This window comes from Azospirillum cavernae (assembly GCF_003590795.1).
In the GTDB taxonomy this organism is placed as follows: domain Bacteria; phylum Pseudomonadota; class Alphaproteobacteria; order Azospirillales; family Azospirillaceae; genus Azospirillum; species Azospirillum cavernae.
The window spans coordinates 963,887-982,204 of the sequence record NZ_QYUL01000001.1 but is presented as its reverse complement, the minus strand read 5'-3'; the positions used below and the strand labels follow the sequence as shown (position 1 = coordinate 982,204).

At 64.7% G+C, this 18,318-nt stretch carries 20 protein-coding genes; 13 read left to right on the top strand and 7 right to left on the bottom strand.

The annotated features are described in order from the left end of the window. Window positions 1-259 precede the first annotated feature (259 nt). The 4 genes from D3877_RS04665 (at window position 260) to D3877_RS04650 (ending at window position 4,151) form a co-directional block, all read left to right on the top strand. Complete coding sequence (locus tag D3877_RS04665; protein WP_119829562.1) at window positions 260-2,020, top strand: ATP-binding response regulator; 1,761 nt, start codon at window positions 260-262, stop codon at window positions 2,018-2,020. A gap of 129 nt (window positions 2,021-2,149) precedes the next feature. After that, entirely contained in the window at window positions 2,150-2,701 is a 552-nt protein-coding gene (locus D3877_RS04660) for a SiaB family protein kinase (RefSeq protein ID WP_119829561.1), read from the top strand. Then, on the top strand, window positions 2,680-3,129 hold the full coding sequence (locus D3877_RS04655) for a DUF1987 domain-containing protein (protein ID WP_338014563.1): 450 nt from the start codon (window positions 2,680-2,682) through the stop codon (window positions 3,127-3,129). Before D3877_RS04660 ends, D3877_RS04655 begins: the two co-directional genes overlap by 22 nt. Next, window positions 3,126-4,151: a sensor histidine kinase gene (locus D3877_RS04650; protein WP_119829559.1), complete on the top strand. Its 1,026-nt coding sequence runs from the start codon at window positions 3,126-3,128 to the stop codon at window positions 4,149-4,151. Before D3877_RS04655 ends, D3877_RS04650 begins: the two co-directional genes overlap by 4 nt. A 19-nt stretch (window positions 4,152-4,170) precedes the next feature. Here D3877_RS04650 and D3877_RS04645 read toward each other — a convergent pair whose 3' ends face one another. From D3877_RS04645 to D3877_RS04630, 4 genes are all read right to left on the bottom strand, one after another. Beyond that, window positions 4,171-4,929, bottom strand: coding sequence for a response regulator transcription factor (locus D3877_RS04645; protein ID WP_119829558.1), 759 nt, complete (start codon window positions 4,927-4,929; stop codon window positions 4,171-4,173). 182 nt (window positions 4,930-5,111) lie between these two features. Then, a complete protein-coding gene (locus D3877_RS04640; protein ID WP_119829557.1) occupies window positions 5,112-6,659 on the bottom strand; it encodes a SpoIIE family protein phosphatase in 1,548 nt (515 codons plus the stop codon). Beyond that, window positions 6,656-7,444 (bottom strand): substrate-binding periplasmic protein, encoded by a 789-nt coding sequence (locus tag D3877_RS04635; RefSeq protein WP_119829556.1) that lies wholly within the window; start codon window positions 7,442-7,444, stop codon window positions 6,656-6,658. The genes D3877_RS04640 and D3877_RS04635 overlap by 4 nt, the downstream gene beginning before the upstream one ends. An 89-nt stretch (window positions 7,445-7,533) precedes the next feature. Then, complete coding sequence (locus D3877_RS04630; protein ID WP_238474731.1) at window positions 7,534-8,118, bottom strand: helix-turn-helix domain-containing protein; 585 nt, start codon at window positions 8,116-8,118, stop codon at window positions 7,534-7,536. Window positions 8,119-8,339: 221 nt separating this feature from the next. Here D3877_RS04630 and D3877_RS04625 point away from each other — a divergent pair, with 221 nt between their 5' ends. From D3877_RS04625 to D3877_RS04610, 4 genes are all read left to right on the top strand, one after another. Beyond that, window positions 8,340-9,164, top strand: a complete 825-nt coding sequence (locus tag D3877_RS04625; RefSeq protein WP_119829554.1) for an ABC transporter ATP-binding protein — start codon at window positions 8,340-8,342, stop codon at window positions 9,162-9,164. A 7-nt stretch (window positions 9,165-9,171) separates the two neighbouring features. After that, window positions 9,172-9,972 carry an ABC transporter permease gene (locus tag D3877_RS04620; RefSeq protein ID WP_119829553.1) on the top strand — a complete coding sequence of 267 codons (801 nt, stop codon included), beginning with the start codon at window positions 9,172-9,174 and terminating at the stop codon, window positions 9,970-9,972. Window positions 9,973-9,997: 25 nt separating this feature from the next. Continuing rightward, window positions 9,998-11,023, top strand: coding sequence for an ABC transporter substrate-binding protein (locus tag D3877_RS04615; protein ID WP_119829552.1), 1,026 nt, complete (start codon window positions 9,998-10,000; stop codon window positions 11,021-11,023). A gap of 139 nt (window positions 11,024-11,162) precedes the next feature. Beyond that, entirely contained in the window at window positions 11,163-11,600 is a 438-nt protein-coding gene (locus D3877_RS04610) for an ArsC/Spx/MgsR family protein (protein ID WP_119829551.1), read from the top strand. Window positions 11,601-11,676: 76 nt separating this feature from the next. On the opposite strand, the gene D3877_RS30115 is transcribed toward D3877_RS04610, so the two are convergent. The 3 genes from D3877_RS30115 to purM all read right to left on the bottom strand — a co-directional run bounded on the left by D3877_RS30115 (window position 11,677) and on the right by purM (window position 13,643). Beyond that, complete coding sequence (locus D3877_RS30115; protein WP_199720696.1) at window positions 11,677-11,823, bottom strand: aa3-type cytochrome c oxidase subunit IV; 147 nt, start codon at window positions 11,821-11,823, stop codon at window positions 11,677-11,679. Window positions 11,824-11,910: 87 nt separating this feature from the next. Next, window positions 11,911-12,588 (bottom strand): phosphoribosylglycinamide formyltransferase, encoded by a 678-nt coding sequence (gene purN / locus D3877_RS04600; RefSeq protein ID WP_119829550.1) that lies wholly within the window; start codon window positions 12,586-12,588, stop codon window positions 11,911-11,913. Next, entirely contained in the window at window positions 12,585-13,643 is a 1,059-nt protein-coding gene (gene purM / locus D3877_RS04595; RefSeq protein WP_119829549.1) for a phosphoribosylformylglycinamidine cyclo-ligase, read from the bottom strand. The genes purN and purM overlap by 4 nt, the downstream gene beginning before the upstream one ends. A gap of 97 nt (window positions 13,644-13,740) precedes the next feature. Between purM and D3877_RS04590 the strand changes: the two genes are divergently transcribed. From D3877_RS04590 to D3877_RS04570, 5 genes are read left to right on the top strand one after another with little or no spacing between them, the layout of a single operon-like run. Continuing rightward, the gene (locus tag D3877_RS04590) at window positions 13,741-15,120 is read left to right on the top strand and encodes a DUF2066 domain-containing protein (protein WP_119829548.1); all 1,380 of its coding nucleotides are present in this window, start codon (window positions 13,741-13,743) and stop codon (window positions 15,118-15,120) included. 1 nt (window position 15,121) lies between these two features. Then, the gene (locus tag D3877_RS04585; RefSeq protein WP_119829547.1) at window positions 15,122-15,682 is read left to right on the top strand and encodes a CDP-alcohol phosphatidyltransferase family protein; all 561 of its coding nucleotides are present in this window, start codon (window positions 15,122-15,124) and stop codon (window positions 15,680-15,682) included. Then, on the top strand, window positions 15,679-16,746 hold the full coding sequence (locus tag D3877_RS04580) for an AI-2E family transporter (RefSeq protein WP_119829546.1): 1,068 nt from the start codon (window positions 15,679-15,681) through the stop codon (window positions 16,744-16,746). The genes D3877_RS04585 and D3877_RS04580 overlap by 4 nt, the downstream gene beginning before the upstream one ends. A 13-nt stretch (window positions 16,747-16,759) precedes the next feature. After that, window positions 16,760-17,524, top strand: a complete 765-nt coding sequence (locus D3877_RS04575) for an HdaA/DnaA family protein (RefSeq protein WP_119829545.1) — start codon at window positions 16,760-16,762, stop codon at window positions 17,522-17,524. Further along, complete coding sequence (locus D3877_RS04570) at window positions 17,463-18,242, top strand: SDR family oxidoreductase (protein WP_119829544.1); 780 nt, start codon at window positions 17,463-17,465, stop codon at window positions 18,240-18,242. Before D3877_RS04575 ends, D3877_RS04570 begins: the two co-directional genes overlap by 62 nt. The last annotated feature ends 76 nt before the right edge of the window (window positions 18,243-18,318 follow it).

The window sequence follows — 18,318 nt, the reverse complement described above, 5'->3', positions numbered from 1 at the left end:
GTAATTGTTTGTGTCAACAACAATTTGATGAGAGGCCTTGCAAACCAAAGTATACAAATTGCAGCAGCGTCGCGAAACGCCTGAATGGCGAGGATTCACGCCATCGGGAAACAAAGAACATTAATTTGTAACAAATTGAAGCAATCTCAACATCGGAGATCGCCGCGCCTGGGGAAATGCTACCATCGCCTCCCTGCTTCTGACCGTGTGTCCATCGCGGCGGACTGGATGGTTGAGGCTTGAAAGGGTGGTTGCAAAGATGGCGTGGGACGACGAGCCTCTGTTCGGGAACGACGCCGACGACACGGCGGCGGCACGCCCACCACGCCCAAGCGGAGATCCCTGGCCCATTCTGGTCGTTGACGATGATCCGCAGGTCCACGCCATGACGGCGGTGCTGCTGCGCGATTTTGATTTCGATGGCCGTCCGTTCGAGGTGGTCGGCGCCCTGTCGGCGGCGGAGGCTCGAATCATTCTGGCCGAGCGGCCCGATCTGCCGGTGGCTCTGCTCGACGTGGTGATGGAAACTGAGGATGCCGGGCTGCGGTTGGTTCGTTACATCCGCGATGATCTGGCAAACCGGCGGATGCGAATCATTTTGCGCACCGGCCAACCGGGGCAGGCCCCCGAACGTGACGTGATCGTTGGCTACGACATCAATGATTATAAGGCCAAGAGCGAATTGACCGCTCAACGCCTGTTCACGACGCTGGTCAGCGCCCTGCGGGCGTGGCGCGATATTGTGACCATTGAGCGGAACCGGCTGGGGCTGGAGCGGATTCTCAACGCCTCGGCCTCGTTGTTTGAGCTGCGTTCGATGCGGGCTTTTGTCGAAAGACTGGTGGAGCAATTGTCCCACGTCGTCGATCCCGGCAGCGTTCCGGCAATTCTGGCTTGTCGTCAGACGGAGCGGGGGGATGGCCTGTCGCACACCGTGGTGGTGGCTGGAATCGGGCGCCACACCCGCGCCGTCGGGCTTTCCATCGCCGAGGCCGTGTCACCGGCTTTGGCGTCGGCCATTGAGACGGCTTATCAGTCACACAACAATCTTTACGGCGGTGGGCATTGCGTTCTGGTGTTTCGCACGCGTGAGCATGGCAAGACGATTCTTGTGTTGGAGCGGGCCGAACCCTTCACCGCTGACGAACACCGCTTGTTGGAACTGTTCTGCAACCGCGTGGCGATCGGCTTTGACAATGTGTGTTTGTATGAAGAACTCATCACTCTGAACCGCTCGTTGGAACACCGGGTTGAGGCGCGGACGGCGGAACTCGCGACCAACCAGAGGGCGTTGATTCTGGCGAAGGAGCGGGCTGAGCGGGCGCTGGAACGCGAACTTGGGGCCAAGGAGAACCAAAGCCAGTTTCTTGGCATGGTCAGTCATGAGTTCCGCACCCCCTTGGCGATCATCGACAGCGCCGCCCAGCTTTTGGCCATGCGGGCCGAGCAGGCGGGGCCGGACATGCTGGAACGTCTTTCGGTCATCCGGGGCAGCGTTCAACGCCTGACCGGGCTGATCGACTCCCATCTCACCGACGAGCGTCTGCAAAGCAACGCCCTGGTTCTGGAGCGTGGCCCAGTTGATTTGGCGGCCCTGATCCTGACGGTGGTCAACCCATTTCAAGTGGCCTACCCGGATCGCCGTTTTGATTTCGACCTTGGCGCGCTGCCAGAACGAGCCGACGTGGACGCTCATCTCGTCGGGTTGGTTTTGGCGAACCTCATCACCAACGCGGTCAAATATTCAAACTCCGGCAGCGCCATCACGTTGCGCGGCCACACGGACGGGGCGATGGCCGTGATTGAGGTCGCCGATCAAGGGCGCGGCATTCCCAAATGTGAAATCCCTCGGTTGTTCGAGCGCTTTTTCCGGGGAACCAGCGCGGTCGGCGTGCCGGGCACCGGCATCGGCCTGCACACGGTGCAACAAATTGCCCATTTGCATGGCGGCGCCGTCGCCGTGGACAGCACGCCGGGAATTGGATCAAATTTTCGCGTCATCCTGCCGGTGATGGCGTAGGTTGAAACGAAGTCGTATGAATCGTATGGCCCTTTTTGAAGGACAATGACATATTTTGCAGGCTATGCGATGACGTTGAGCGGATATTGACGTCTTCGGCCTCTGATTCGCTCCAGAAAGCGTTGCCCCATGCTTGCTCAGCAATACGCAGCGATCAAACGCGACCTTGATGAAAAAGGAATTGTGTTCTCGTTCAGCGGGTATTTATCCGAGGGTATTCTCTATTCTTTGGGGGAGGCCCTGCGGGAAAAGATGACGTTGGAGGAGGCCGACGCGCCAACGGTGCGGCGGGTGTTTGCTGTTTTTGTCGAGCAAATGCAGAACATCATCCGCTATTCGGCGGAAAAGGTTACGGGCGCCACCACGCGTGCGATTGAACTGAGCGCCGGGATGGTGACGATTGGCATGGAGCAGAACAAGGTCTTCATCGTTTGCGGCAACACGGTTCATAACGCCGATGTTCCGCGTCTGCGTGAGCGCTTGGACCATCTGCGCAGTCTGGATCGCGAGGGGATCAAGACCTATTACCGGGAGCAACTGCGCGAAGAACCGGAGGATGGCAGCCGGGGGGCGACCATCGGCTTGATTGATATTGCGCGACGCGCCAGCGAACCCATCGACTATGATTTTGATGTGATGGACGCGGAGCGGAGTTTTTTTTGCCTCAAGGTCCGTATCTGACGGCCGCAGCGGGACACAGGCGAACAGCGATGGACTCTCTCAACATTCCCGCCACCGGGCGCACGCCGGGCGTGGCCTTTGATTTCGCCGCCGGGCATTTACGGTTGCACGGCGAATCCTATCCCGATGATGTGGCCACCTTCTTTGGTCCAATCTTCACCGCGCTGCGCGCGTATCTGGCCGAACCCGATGATCGCCCCATCCGCTTTGACATGGAGCTTCTCTATTTCAACAGCTCCAGCGCCAAAGTGTTGATGAACATCTTTCAGATGCTGGAAGCGGTGGCGAAGCTTGGCCGTCCGGTCTCCGTGTCCTGGTGTTACGAAGAGAACGATGAATCAATGCGTGAGTTGGGTGAGGATTTCTCCGAAGATTTGCGCTACGTCGCTTTTTCTCTGCGTGACGTTCCCAGTGGCGCCATCGGATGAAATTCAATCTCTTCGCAGCCGAAGAACAGGCCATTGAGAAGGCCCGCGCGCTGGGGGAGGCTTTGGCGGTCGTCGCGCCCGACTGCGTGAGTGATTTTGAGGCGCTGGTGGACGCCTTTCAGCGCAGCACGCGCGAGCAGCGTCGTTTGGTCCGCGTCAGTGACCGGCTTCAGGCCCAGCTTGGAACCGCCAATCAGGAATTGGAACGCCGTCGGCTTGAGGCGGAAACCGCGCTTGAGCATTTGCGCGAAGCGCAAGAGGCCATCATTCAGGCCGAGAAGCTGGCCTCGCTGGGCGCGCTGGTGGCCGGGGTCGCTCATGAGATCAACACGCCGGTCGGCATCGCCGTGTCCTGCGCCTCGCATCTGGCCGACGCGACCGCGCGATTGAAGCGCCTGTCGGATGAGGGGGCGGTCAGCCGTGGTGATTTTTCCCGCTATCTGGCGACCGCCGGGGACACCACCGATCTCATTCTGGCGAATTGCCAACGGGCGGCCCAGCTTATCGCCGGCTTCAAGCAAGTTGCGGTGGATCGAGCCAGCGCGGAGCGTCGTCGGTTCAATCTGGGCACCTACATTCAGGAAACGCTGGTCAGCCTACAGCCCAAATTGCGCCCGCTTGGGCACACCGTGTCGGTGCTCTGCCCGCCCGATCTGGAACTGGACGGCTATCCCGGGGTTCTGTCGCAGATTTTGGCGAATCTGGTGATGAACGCGCTGACCCACGCCTTCCCGAACGGGCGGGTTGGCTTGATGGCGATCGAGGTTGAACAACCCGATTCTGATTGGGTCCGTCTGCGCTTTTCCGACAATGGTCAGGGCATGGTGGAGGAAAATCGAGCGCGGGTGTTTGAACCCTTCTTCACCACCCGCCGGGGGCATGGCGGCAGCGGGCTGGGGCTGCACATCGTCCACAATCTGGTGATTGGCGCCCTGAAGGGCAGCATCACGGTGGAGAGTGCCGTCGATCAAGGAACCCGCTTTGTCCTGCTGTTTCCACGGCAGACGCCGGAGCGGGACTGACGCCGAAGCGGGCCTCGCTTTAGGCCGCTCCGCCCAGAATGCGCACAGGGGCCGAAAAAACATAGCCGACACCATGAACCGACTTCAGCGGCGCGGCGCCGCCAATGGTCGCCTCCACCTTGTGGCGCAGGCGACCGACCACAGTGTCGATGGATCGGTCTTCGGGATTCCAGCGTCGATTGTAGAGCGCCTGGGAAATTTGATCGCGGGTTGCCGGTTTGCGCGCCTGTCCAGCCAACAGGCTGGTCAGCTTCATTTCCATGCTGGTCAGGCCAATGCGGATTCCGGTGGGGCTGGTCAACGCCCATTCGGTCGGGTCTAGCGTCCAACGCGCCTCTTCGCTCAGCTCCCCGGCGCTGTCAGACGGCGCGGCAGGCCCACAGGGAGGCTGGGGTTGTTCGGCGTTGTGTTCGCTCAGTCGGCGCAACAGGGACTTAACCTGGGCTTCCAACTCCCGCAGTTCAACCGGCTTGACCAGATAGGCGTCGGCGCCGATTTCCAGCCCGACCACGCGGTCAACCGTCGTGCCGCGCGCCGTCACCATGATGATGCCGACACCATGCCCGTCGCGCAGCCGTGCGGCGATCTTGAATCCATCCTCGTCTGGCAGGTTGACGTCAAGAATGATGACGGACGCCGTCCGTTGGCTCAAAAGCCCATCGAGTTCGGCGCCGCTCCGCGCGCCAACCGCGTCAAATCCGCAGTTTCCAAGATACTCGACCATGTCGGATCGTAAGGAGTTTTCATCTTCGACCACGATGATCGTTGGCGCCGCCATACTCTCATTTCCTTCTTCCACCGGACCGGATGGAGCATACTCTAGAATGTTGTTGCATCAAAACATGTGAATTGCGCAAGTGCGCCGACACAAGATGTCATATCTGCTAATATTTTTGTAACACAGGTCAGCACGAAAGCGCCGCTTCTGGGTGTTGATGGAACGGGAGCCGCCGCTGCGTCTCAATCCGGCAACCGTACGCGGAATCCGAACAGCGTGATGTCGTCGCGCTGTCCTCGCCCGTTTTGGAAGCTGTCGAGGGTGTGTTCCAGCATCGCTTTCACAAGGTCCAGCGGCTTGCCCTGGCTGTGGATCAACTCGTCGCGCAGGCGTTGTTTGCCAAATCGTCGACCAAGATCGCCACCGTTTTGATCGGTCAAGCCATCGGTCGCCAGGAAAAAACTCTGACCGGATCGCAAGGGGATGCTGTGGTTGGTGAAGCGGGCGGATTGCGTGTCGGAGAGGCGTCGGTAGCCCAGGCTTTCGCGATCCCCGCGCAATTCGGCGACGCCCTCGGCGGTGACGATCAGCAGGGGGATGCGGGCGCTGGCGAAGGTCAGGCGGTTTTCATCGGGAACCACATGGCAGATGGCGAGGTCCAGGCCATTGTCGAAGCGTTGGGCCAGCGTGCGGGCTTCGCCATCCTGGTTCAGGGTGGTTCGGACCTTGGCGTCCACGGCGGCCAGGATCGCCGCAGGATCCTCTGGCCCGAACTGGTCGATGGCGTTGTTCAGCATGGCGCTGGCGGTCATCGTCATGAAGGCGCCAGGAACGCCGTGGCCGGTGCAATCGGCCACCGCGATGACGAAACCGTTGGTGGTCTGTCGGCACAGATAAAAATCGCCGCTGACCACGTCGCGCGGGCGCCACAGGATCGCGTGCTCGCTCAACCCGGCGTCCAGGCTGTCCGGGGTCGGCAGGATCGAGGATTGGATCAACTGCGCGTAGTTGATGCTGTCCATGATGGCGCGGTTGGTGGCCGCCAGCGCCTCCGTCCGCTCTTGAACGCGGGTTTCCAGGGTTTGGGTGTGCTCCTGAACGGTTTCCGCCATGCGGTTGAAGCTGTCGGCCAGCACCCCGATTTCATCGCCACGCGCGCTGTCGATGCGGGCGCCATAGTCGCCGCGCGCCATGGCGCGGGCCAATTGGGTCAAACGGCGCAAGGGACGCAGGATGATTCGGTTCAGCGTGACGCCCAGCAACCCGATGGCGGCCAGCAGCGACAGCAGCAGCAGGCCGACCACCGGGAACAGGGCGTCCAGCGTGGCCCGCCACACCTCGGCGGTTGAATAGACGATCTCCAGCCGACCGACGGTTTCGGTTCGCCCGTCACGGCTGTTGAGATGGATCGGGCGTTCGATCCGCAACTGGTCCGCCGGGTCGCCAAGCGGCGCGGACGACGCGGCGCGGGCCAGCGGAGCGGGGCGATTCGCCTCGAACACGGCGATGGCGCGGATGGCGGCGTCGCGCTCCAGCAGCGCGTTGATGGTTCCCTGAACGGCGCGCTCGTCCAACTCCCACACCGGGCCGCTCAGCGCGTCGGCCTGGGTGGCGGCCACCAGTTCGGCCCGACGCAGCAAATCCTGATGGCGCTGCCCGCCAACGATGCGGGCCGACAGGGCGACGGCGACCAGCCCGATGGCGATTGTGGCGACCAGCATGGTGGCGCTGACGCGCGCCAACAGGGAACCGCCCCGCCAGATGGGGGCGCGGGGTTTGTGGCGCTTCATCGTGTGGCGATCCCGCTGTCGTTCCAAAGGGCGTCCAGCTTTCCGGCGGCGTCCAACCGATCCAACAACCCGTTCAGCCACGCCGTCGAAACGGGCGCGCCGCGTCGGACCAGAATGGTGTGCTCGTAAATCTGGTCGGTGCGTTCCGACACCAGAAGCTTGCGCGCCAACTCCGGGTCCGATTTCAGGAAGCGGTTGAGGAAGGAGCGGGTGACGATGGCCAGCGCGGCCCGACCGGCCACCACATTGCGCACATTCCCCTCATGCGTGACCGTCACCCGCATGCGGTGCTGGCTCTCCAGATATTTCGGATCGGCGTTGAAATCGGCGAAGGCGTAATGATAGCCAAGCCGCCCGAGAATCGTTTTTCCGTCCAGCGCGTTGAAAAAGGATTGGTCGACGCCCGGTCCCGCCTTGGCGACGAAAACCTCGGCGTCGCGCAGGAAGACGCGGGTGGCGTCCACGGGGCGTTTCTCCCACCCCCAGGCGAGGCTTTCAAAAGCGATGGCGTCGAAACGGCCCTGCTCCAGATCCTCGTAACGGCGCTGGGGGGAGGTCGCGACCGGCTCGAAGCGAAACTCATCCTGGTTGGCGTTCAGCAGATCCAGGAAGGACTGGGTCACGCCCGGCCCGGTGTCCGACACATAGGGTGGAAACTCGTAGGCGCCGACCTTGATGGTGGTGGCCGCGAACGCCGACGATCCGCCGGTGATCCCGACGATCATCAGAAGAAACAACAACCAAGCGGTGGAAAGCGCCGTCGGGCGGGTTGGTCGGCCCGTCATGCTGCCCCTCTCGCCTTGGGTTGTCGTCACCTCGGTTTAGTCTACCCCGGTATGACAAACAGCCGCAACGTGGCTGACGCGCGGCAAGATCAGGCCATCAACGGTTCGGCGTAATTCATCACCAAATACAGCACCGCTTCGCTGTCGCCGTTGTTGCGGTAGGCGTGCGGCGAGTCGGCCTCGAACAGGATGGAATCGCCGCTTTCCAGACGGTGCGGCCCGTCGCCGGTGACGATTTCGACCGACCCATGGGCCACGGTGATGTTTTCGCTGGTTCCGTCGGCGTGCGCCTCGGCCAACTCCACGGCGCCGGGGGCAAGGCGGAGTTCGTAAAACTCGACATGCCGTTCGCCCTCAAACGGAAACAGCGCGCGCGAGGTGAAACGGCCATCCTGCGAGGTCAAAATCTTCGACTCGGCCCGGCGCAGCACGGTGGTGCGCGCCGATTGCCCGACGCTGAACAGGCTGGAAAAGGGAATCTCCAGCGCGTGCGTCACCTTCCACAGCAAGGCGATGGTCGGCACGGTCACGCCCTGTTCGATGGCGGTCAGATCGCGCGGATCGACGCCGGACAGCGCGGCCAGACGTTCGACCGACAGGCCTTGGCTCAAGCGGAAGCGGCGCAGATTGGCCGCCAGGGATTCGGCCAGAGCCTCGCCGCCATCGTATTTCACACTATTTTCCGAATCATTAGCCATCGCCAGACTACAACATGATTATGTTCATTAAATCATAATCTCTACAAAATAAGTTGAAAAATAAACAAAGCGGCTGGCCTTTCGTTCGGCGTCCGAACGGATTGTGAGCCATACGGACCATGTTGCCCCGACGCGTCGCATCGGCCAGTATGGCGGCCCGCATGACGCGCCCCCCAATAAGGAAGGACGTTCCACCCATGGCCGAGGCCGCCGCGACGGCGCCCGCTCTCTGTTTGGAGGGCGTGACCTGCATTTTTCCATCGCCCGACGGGCGCGGGCGCACCTACACCGCCGTGCAGAACGCCAGCTTCACGGTGGCGGACGGCGAGTTCGTCTCCATCGTCGGCCCGACCGGCAGCGGAAAATCCACGCTGCTGAACGTCGCCGCCGGGCTGTTGCGGCCCAGCGAGGGGCGGGCGCTGAGCTTTGGCCAGCCGGTGACGGGAATCAACCCGCTGGCCGGTTACATGTTCCAGGCCGAAGCGCTGATGCCCTGGAAGTCGGCGCTGGAGAATGTCGCCGTCGGGTTGGAGTTTCGCGGCGTGTCCAAGCGCGAGGCGCTGGACCGCGCCGGGCCGTGGCTGACGCGGGTCGGGTTGGATGGCTTCGGCGACCGCTTTCCTCACCAGTTGTCCGGCGGGATGCGCAAGCGGGTGGCGCTGGCCCAGACCCTGATCGTCGATCCCAAGATCGTCTTGATGGACGAGCCGTTTTCGGCGCTCGACATCCAGACCCGGCAGATGATGGAAAACGAGCTGCTCGATTTGTGGGCGGCGGATCGCAAATCGGTGGTTTTCATCACCCATGATCTGGAGGAGGCCATCGCCATGTCCGATCGGGTGCTGGTGCTGTCGGCGGGGCCGGGATCGCGGTTGATCGGCGAGTACAAGATCACCCTGGATCGCCCGCGCGACGTGGCGGAAATCCGCATGACCCCGCAATTTCTGGCGCTGCACAAAGAAATTTGGGGTCAGTTGCGCGACGAAGTGCTGAAGGGCTACGCCCAGACCAAGCTGCGGTGACGACATCATGAGATCCCACGCCAAGCGCCTGCCGAGCCGTCCCGTCATCCTGCTGTTGCAGGTCGCGGTTCTGGTCGGCTTCTTCCTGCTGTGGCACGTCCTGACCGTGACCACCAATCTGCTCAGCCCGTTTTTCTTCGGCACGCCGCTGGCGGTGCTGGAGCGCACGATCAAGGACTTCGCTTCCGGCGTCATCTGGTATCATTTGGGAATCACGCTGCTGGAAACGGCGCTGGCCTTCGTCATCGGCACGGTGTCGGGCATCGCCTTCGGCTTCTGGTTCGCCCGCGCGCCGCTGGTCTCGGTGGTGTTCGACCCCTACATCAAGGCGGTCAACGCCCTGCCGCGCGTCGTGCTGGCCCCGATCTTCGCCCTGTGGCTGGGGCTGGGCATCTGGTCCAAGGTGGCGTTGGGGGTGACGCTGGTCTTCTTCATCGTCTTCTTCAACGTCTACCAGGGGGTGAAGGAGGTCAGTCCTGTGGTGCTGGCCAACGCCCGCATGCTGGGGGCCAACTCCCGCCACCTGTTCCGCCATGTCTATCTGCCGTCGGCCCTGTCCTGGGTGTTTTCCTCGCTGCACACCGCCGTCGGCTTCGCCATGGTCGGCGCGGTGGTCGGGGAGTATCTCGGCTCGTCCGCCGGTCTTGGCTACCGCATCCATCAGGCCGAAGGCGTGTTCGACACGGTCGGCGTGTTTTCCGGCATGCTGGTGCTGACCATCTTCGTCGTCGCCATCGATTCGGCGGTGACGATGGCCGAAAAACGTCTGCTGCATTGGCGCCCGCAAGAGGCGCAAACCACCCATTAACGTTGATTGTCGGGAGGATCGCCCCATGGGCTTCAGGACTTTGATCGCCGCCGCCGCTGTGGCCTTGGCCTTGGGCGCGGCCGGTTCGGCCAACGCGCAGGCGCTGGAAAAGAAAGAGTTGAAGATCGCCGTCGGCGGCAAACCGCTGCTCTATTATCTGCCGCTGACCCTGGCCGAACGGCTGGGCTATTTCAAAGAGGCGGGGCTGAGCGTCGAGATCAGCGATTTCGGCGGCGGGGCCAAGAGCCTGCAAGCGCTGGTCGGCGGTTCGGCGGACGTCGTCACCGGCGCTTACGACCACACCATCCAGATGCAGGCCAAGGGGCAGAGCATCGTCGGCGTGACCCAGTTGGGCCGTTACCCCGGCATCGTTCTGGCCTCGGTCAAAAAGGCTGGGACCATCGCCTCGATCAAGGATCTGAAGGGCAAGAAGATCGGCGTCACCGCGCCCGGCTCCTCCACCAACTTCATGGTCAATTATCTGTTGTCCAAGGAAGGGATGAAGCCGGACGACGTGTCGATCATCGGCGTCGGCGGCGGCCCGAGCGCCGTGGCGGCGATCAAGCGCGGCGACATCGACGCCATTTCCAACCTTGATCCGGTCATCAGCCAGGCCGAAGCCGACGGCGACATCACCGTCATCGCCGACACCCGCACCGAAAAAGGCACGCTGGACGTCTATGGCGGGCCGTACCCGGCGGCGGTGCTCTACACCACGGCGGCCTTCATCCAGGCCAACCCGAAGACCACCCAAGCCCTGTCCGACATCTTCGTCAAGACGATGCTGTGGCTGAACAAGGCCAGCACGGAAGAGGTGCTGAAGGTGCTGCCGGAGGAGTATTTCCTCGGCAACAAGTCGCTCTACGCCCAGGCGTTCGAGCATTCCAAGCCGACCTACTCCCCCGACGGCCGTTTCACCCAGGATGGGGCCGACGCGGCGCTGAAGGTGCTGAAGGCGTTCGACCCGGCGGTGGCGGCGGCCTCCATCGACCTGTCCAAGACCTTCACCAACCAGTATGTCGAGGATTCGTTGAAGCGGCTGGCGAAATAAGCGCCTGCGGCGAATAACCTTACATAAAATGTGGGCGCGGCATTCTGTCGCGCCCTTTTTCATGTTGCGCTGCCGTTAGACTGGACGGAATTGGTCCTGATTGCCCTTTTCGGACCACCCCCTATGCGGAGCGCACGCGATGGCTGAGGTGATTTTCTACGGGTTGACCGGCTGCACGGCGAACGCCAAGCAGAGGCTTCAGTTGCAGGCGGCTGGCCACAGCCTGATCGAACGCGATCTGGCGACCGCGCCGTTGAGCGCGGCGGAACTGCGCGCCTTCTTCGGCGACAAGGAGGTTGGGGCGTGGTTCAACCGCCGGGCCGTCGCGGTCAAAAGCGGCGCGGTGACGCCCGACGATTTGGACGAGGCGGCGGCGCTGGCCGCGATGTTGGCCGACCGCGATTTGATTCGCCGCCCGCTGCTGGAATCGGGCGACCGCCGCGAGGCGGGCTTTGACCCGGCGACGCTGCACGCTTGGATCGGTTTGACCTCGCAGGAGAGCTGCGACGACAAGCACGCGCGCGGCCAGTGCGACCACGGCCACCAGCATTTCGTGAAACCGCCCGTCGCGGCGTGAGGCCCATCGCGGCGTGAGGCGGGCGACGGCGTTTCCCCATCGGTCATCGACCGGGGGGGAAACGCCGTCAGCGGCTTCACAGCAGAAAGATCGCCATCAGAACCAAGAGGCCGATAACGCCGCCGGTGCCGATCTTCACGAACTGCGTGAAGGCGAGCCAGCCCTGCATGTGCGTGCGGACCAGATCGTCGCTGACCGGGGTCGGGGAACCAACAGCCGCCATCTCAAGAACCCTCCTTTGGTTTGTGTTGCCGACAATTCTGCCCACGAATGGGCGAAGCGCAACAAAAACCAACCAACCCGCTCGCCTTTATAGGGGCGGGTTGATGGAGGAGGCCAGTTCCTGGGAAACGCCGTTGATCCGCACGACCGCGCCATCGACGCGGGCGCGCCCCTCGGCGATCAGGCGGACGGCGTGCGGGTAGAGCGCGTGCTCCGATTCGAGCACGCGGTCGGCCAACGCGTGGGCGTCGTCGCCGGGCAGCACGGGAACCGCCGCCTGCGCGATGATCGGCCCGGCGTCCATCTCCGCCCGCACGTAATGCACGGTGCAGCCGTGGAAACGCACGCCGGTTTCCAACGCTCGCTCGTGCGTGTCCAGCCCCTTGAAGGAGGGCAGGAGCGACGGGTGGATGTTGATGAGCGCGTCGTTCCACAGCGTGACGAACAGCGGCGACAGCAGCCGCATGAAGCCCGCCAGACAGACCAGTTGAACGCCCGCCTGCCGCAGTTGGGCGTCCATCGCCGTTTCGAACGCCGCCTTGTCGCCTGGGAAGTCGCGGTGGCTGACCACCGCCGTCGGGATCCCGGCCTTGGCGGCGCGTTCCAACCCGAAGGCGTCGGCCTTGTTCGACAAAACCAGAACGATCTCCGCCGGGAAATCCGGGGCGGCGCAGGCGTCGATCAACGCCTGCAAGTTGCTGCCCCGGCCCGAAATGAGAACGCCCAGCTTCAGCTTTGGCGCCGCCGTTTTTGGCGCTGACGTCATGCCCAGGCCGTTTCCATGCCAGTCACGGTGACGCGCGGCTCGCCATCCTTCAGCGCGGTGACGGTCCCGACGGTGAACACCGTCTCGCCGCCCTCGGTCAGGATGTCGATGGCCTGTTGGGCCTTGTCCGCCGGAACGACGACGACCATGCCGAGGCCGACGTTGAAGGTGCGGGCCATCTCGAACGGTGCGATCCCGCCGGTCTTCATCAGCCAGGAGAACACCCGGGGCAGGGACCAGGTCCCGGCGTCCAGCCTCACGCCCAACCCGTCGGGCAGCACGCGCGGAATGTTTTCGATCAGGCCGCCGCCGGTGATGTGGGCCATCGCCCGCACGGTTCCGGCGCGCACGGCCTTCAGCGTGCTCTTCACATAGATGCGGGTCGGGGTCAGCAGCGCTTCGCCCAGCGTCATCGCGGCGTCCCACGGGCAGGCCGAGTCGTAGCCAAGGCCCGACGTGTCGACCAATTTGCGGACCAGCGAATAGCCGTTGGAATGAACGCCGCTGGACGCCAGACCAAGAACGACGTCGCCCGCCTGCACGGTGGAGCCGGTCAGCGCGTGTTCGCGCTCGACCGCGCCGACCGAGAAACCGGCGAGGTCATAGTCGCCTTCGGAATACATGCCGGGCATTTCGGCGGTCTCGCCGCCAACCAGCGCGCAGCCCGCCTGACGGCAGCCTTCGGCGATGCCCGACACGATGGCGCGACCGGCGGCCACGTCCAGCTTGCCGGTGGCGTAATAGTCGAGGAACAGGAGCGGTTCGGCCCCCTGCACGACCAGATCGTTGACGCACATCGCCACCAGATCGATGCCGACCGTGTCGTGGCGGTTCGCCAGAATCGCGACCTTCAGCTTCGTGCCGACGCCATCGGTGGTGGCGACGAGAAGCGGATCCTGATAGCCGGCGGCGCGCAGATCGAACAGCGCGCCAAAGCCGCCCAGGCCCGCGTCGGAGCCGGAACGCGCGGTGGAGCGGGCAAGAGGCTTGATCGCTTCGACAAGCGCGTTGCCCGCGTCGATGTCCACACCAGCCTGCTTGTAGGCGTCGGACATGTTGTTGGACTGGGTGCTGATGGTATCCTCGCTTGAGCTGGGCTATATACCGAGCCGTTGGCTCGGGCCGAACATACTCGAATCGGAAGGCATTGCAATGCTCCACCGCCGTCGCGCGCCGCTGTTTGCGGGTCTCACCGCCCTGTCCGTCGCCTGCGCCCTGTCGGGCGGCTCCGCCCTGGCGCAGACGACTCCGGCGCCGATCACGCAAGGGCAGCCCTTCGGCGCGGCGTCTCCCGCCGCCTCTCCGTTGCCGTCCAGCGCGCCGACGGCCAACACCGCCGCCGACGCTTTCGCCGTGTCGGGCGTCAAGGTGGACATCACCGCCGCCAACGCCAACAGCGCCCGCGATTCCGCGATCCGCGAGGCGCAAAGCCGGGCGTGGACGGAGCTTTACAAGCGCCTCGTCCCCACCGGCGGCGCCGCGCCGAAGCTGCCGGAAACGGAGCTGGCCAAGCTGGTCCAGGGCTTTGAGATCGACGAGGAAAAGGTCTCCGCCACCCAATATGTCGGGTCGATCACCGTGCGTTTCCGTCCCAACGCGGTGCGCGACGTCATCGGCGGCAGCGTCACCGGCAACAGCCAATATGTCGAGCCGCCCGCCAAGCCCTTCGTCGTTTTGCCGGTGACGATGACCGCCGGGCGCGCCCTGCTGTGGGAGGACCGCACCCCCTGGCGCGCCGCGTGGGAGGAGCGTCCCGCCGCGTCCTCGCTGGTGCCGCTGGTGGTGCCGGACGGCGAGTTGGCCGACGCCCAGGCCATCGGCACGGAGGAGGCCATCGCGGGCAACCCGGAGGCGCTGGCCCGCATCGCCCAGCGTTACCACGCGGGCGGCGTCATCGTCGCGCGGGTGGAGTTGCCCGGTGGCGGGGCCGATCCGGCGCGCGGGTTGAGCGTCGATCTGACCCGCTACGGCCTGGATGGGACGCGCGACGCGCAGACCGTCAGCGTCAAGCCCGACGCGGCGGCGGGCGACGTGCTGACCCGCGCGGTGGCGACGGTCGGCGCGCAGTTGGACGAGGCGTGGCGGCGCGACAACGTGATGGCCTCCGGGCCGGAACAATCGACGCTGGTCCGCGTGCCGCTGGCCGCCGCCGCCGATTGGGTCGAGGTGCGCAAGCGCCTGACCGGCTTCGCCGCCGTGACCCGGACGGATTTGCAATCCATGACCCGCAGCGCCGCCCTGGTGACGCTGACCCATCGCGGCGACGCCGACCGGCTGGCGCAAGCGCTGGCCAAACGCGACCTGTCAATGACCCGCGTGCCGTCGGCTCCTGCATCGGTTCCGGGCGCGGTGTCCACCGACTGGCAATTGACCCTGCTGCCGCGCAGCGGCGGCGAGGCCATGGCCGCCCCGCTTGGCGCGCCGTCCGCGCTGGCGCCGACGGCTCCCCTGGGCGCTTCGGCGGTTTCGTCCGGCGGGTTGGGCGCGCCGCCGCGCGATCTGGGAACCCTGCCAGCCAAGAGCGTCCAGTAACGTGAGCGTTCCCAACATCATCACCTTTCTGCGCATCCTGGCGGTGCCGCTGGCGATGTACATGATCCTGACCGGGCGGATGGAGTGGGCCTTCTGGCTGTTCGTCGCGGCGGGGGTGTCCGACGCGCTCGACGGAGCCATCGCCCGCCTGTTCCGGGCGCAAACGGTGTTGGGGGGCTATCTCGACCCGTTGGCCGACAAGACGCTCATCATCGGCGTCTATGTCGCGCTGTCCTATGTCGGGCAGATTCCGTTGTGGCTGGTCATGATGGTGGTGTTCCGCGACGTGATGATCGTCGGCGGCGTCATCCTGCTGTTCACGCTGAAGGAAACGCTGGCGATGCAGCCATTGATCGTCAGCAAGCTGAACACGGTGGTTCAGATCGCGCTGGCCGCCGCCGTGCTGGCCCCCCCGGCGCTGGGGCTGCCGGAACTTCATCTGTTCGGGCTGGAGGTGGTGGACGCGCTGGTTTACGCCTGCACGGCGACGACGGCGCTGTCCGGCGTCGCCTACGCCCAACGCGCCGCGCTGCTGTTCAACCGCCATGGGGGCGTCGCGTGACTCCGGACAAACAGCTCCGCTTCTGGTTGATTGGGTTGGGGCTGTTTGTTCTGGCCCTGTGGCTTTTGTCCAACATGCTGCTGCCCTTTGTGGTCGGGCTGGCCATCGCCTATCTGCTCGACCCCACGGTGGACCGGCTGGAGCGGCTGGGCCTGCCGCGCTGGCTGGCGACGTCGCTGGTTCTCCTGGGGTTCCTGTTGGTTCTGGTGGTCATGATCCTGCTGCTGGTGCCGCTGGTCCAGGGGCAGACCACCCATTTGTTGCAGGTGCTGCCGGACTACGTCGCCGTGGTGAAGGAGCGCGCCTTGCCCGCGCTCGACCGGCTGGTCCATCGCCTGCCGCCCGCCGATGTGGAGCGTCTGCGCGCGGCGGCGGGCAATTACGCGGGCGACGTGGCCGGATGGATCGCCAACGTCATCACTGGAATCCTGTCGCGCGGCTTGGCCCTGTTCGACGTGCTGTCGGTGATGTTCATCACGCCGATCGTCGCCTTTTATCTGCTGCGCGACTGGGATCTGATGGTTGAGAAGGTCGATGGCTGGCTGCCGCGCCACCACGCCGAGGCGGTGCGCGAGCAGGCGGACGCGGTCAACGTCACGCTGTCCGGCTTCGTGCGCGGGCAGGCGTCGGTCTGTCTGGTGCTGGGCGCCTTTTACGCGATGGGGCTGACCGTGGCCGGGCTGGATTTCGGTCTGGTCATCGGGCTTTTGTCCGGCCTGCTGTCCTTCATTCCCTATGTCGGGTCGCTGTTCGGCTTCGTGGTCAGCACCGGGCTTGCCTTGTTGCAGTTTGACGATCTGTGGCGAGTCGCGGTCGTCGTCGGGATTTTCCTGTTCGGGCAGGCGGTGGAGGGCAACGTCCTGACCCCGAAGCTGGTCGGCGACAAGGTCGGGTTGCACGCGGTTTGGGTGATGTTCGCCTTGCTGGCCGGGGGCAGCCTGTTCGGTTTCCTTGGCGTGCTGCTGGCGGTTCCGGTGGCGGCGGTGATCGGCGTGTTGACCCGCTTCGCCCTGCGCCAGTATCTCAGCAGCAGCTATTATCGCGGCGTGGAGCCAGAGCGCTGATGGAAACCGGCTGATGAACGCCCCGGCGCAGATACCGCTCGACCTTGGCCACCGGACGGCGATGGGCTGCGAGGATTTCCTCGTCGCGTCCAGCAACGCCGACGCGGTGGCGTGGCTCGACCGCTGGCCCGCCTGGCCCGCCCCGGCCTTGACCGTCTATGGCCCGGCGGGCTGCGGCAAAACCCATTTGGGCCATGTCTGGCGGACGCGCAGCCGGGCGGTGATCGCCAACGGGGAGACGCTCGATCAGGCCGATCTGCCGGGGCTTCTCGCCTCGGCCAACGCCGTGGTGGTCGAGGACGCCGACCGGGTCGCCGGGAAACCGGCGCGGGAAGAGGCGCTGTTCCATCTCTACAATCTGGCGCGCGAGCAGAACGGCCATCTGCTGCTGCTGTCGCGCAAGGCGCCGTCGCGCTGGCGGGCGCGGCTGGCCGATCTGCGCTCCCGCATCAAGGGCGCTCCGGCGGTGGAGGTGGACGCCCCCGACGACGCGCTGCTCGCCGCCGTTCTGGTCAAGCTGTTCGCCGACCGCCAGTTGCGGCCGGGGCTGGAGGTCATCACCTATCTGCTGACGCGGATGGAGCGTTCGCTCGACGCCGCCCGCCGGGTGGTGGCGGCGCTCGATCACGCCTCGCTGGCGGCGCACCGCCGGGTGACGGTTCCGCTGGCGCGCGAGGTGCTGGCGGCGCTGGAGCAACACACGGGAGAGAGTGACCATGGATCTGGGAATCGCCGGTCGTCGCGCGCTCGTCTGCGCGGCCAGCAAGGGGTTGGGTAAGGCCTGCGCGTTGGCCTTGGCGCGGGAGGGCGTTCACGTCACCCTGACCGCCCGCAGCGCCGAGACTTTGGAGGCGACCGCCGCCGAGATCCGCTCCGCCACCGGCGTGACCGTGACCACCGCCGTCGGCGACATCGCGACGGAGGAGGGACGGGCCGCCGCGCTGGCCGCCTGCCCCGATCCCGACATTCTCATCAACAACGCGGGCGGCCCGCCGCCAGGCGATTTCCACCATTGGGAGCGTGAGGATTGGATCCGCGCGCTCGACGCCAACATGCTGGCGCCGATCTTCCTCATCAAGGCGACGGTGGATGGAATGATCGGGCGGCGCTTTGGCCGGATCGTCAACATCACCTCGGCGGCGGTGAAGGCCCCCATCCCCATTTTGGGGCTGTCGAACGGCGCGCGGGCGGGTTTGACCGGCTTCATCGCCGGTTTGTCGCGCCAGACGGTTCGCCACAACGTCACCATCAACAATTTGCTGCCCGGCCCGTTCGAGACCGACCGCCTGCGCAAGACGATGGAGGGCGGGGCCAAGGCCGCCGGGCGCAGCATTGACGAGGAGATGGCGGCGCGCCGCCTGACCAACCCGTCGGGCCGCTTCGGCGATCCTGAGGAGTTCGGCGCGGCCTGCGCGTTCCTCTGTTCGGCCCAGGCGGGCTACATGACCGGGCAGAATGTCCTGCTCGACGGCGGGGCCTACGCGGGCACGTTGTAAGTGGTTGTCATCCGTCGGACGCGCTGTTCTTGGCGGCGCGTCCGACGTCCCGTCCAGCGGTTGGGCGGCTCCACCG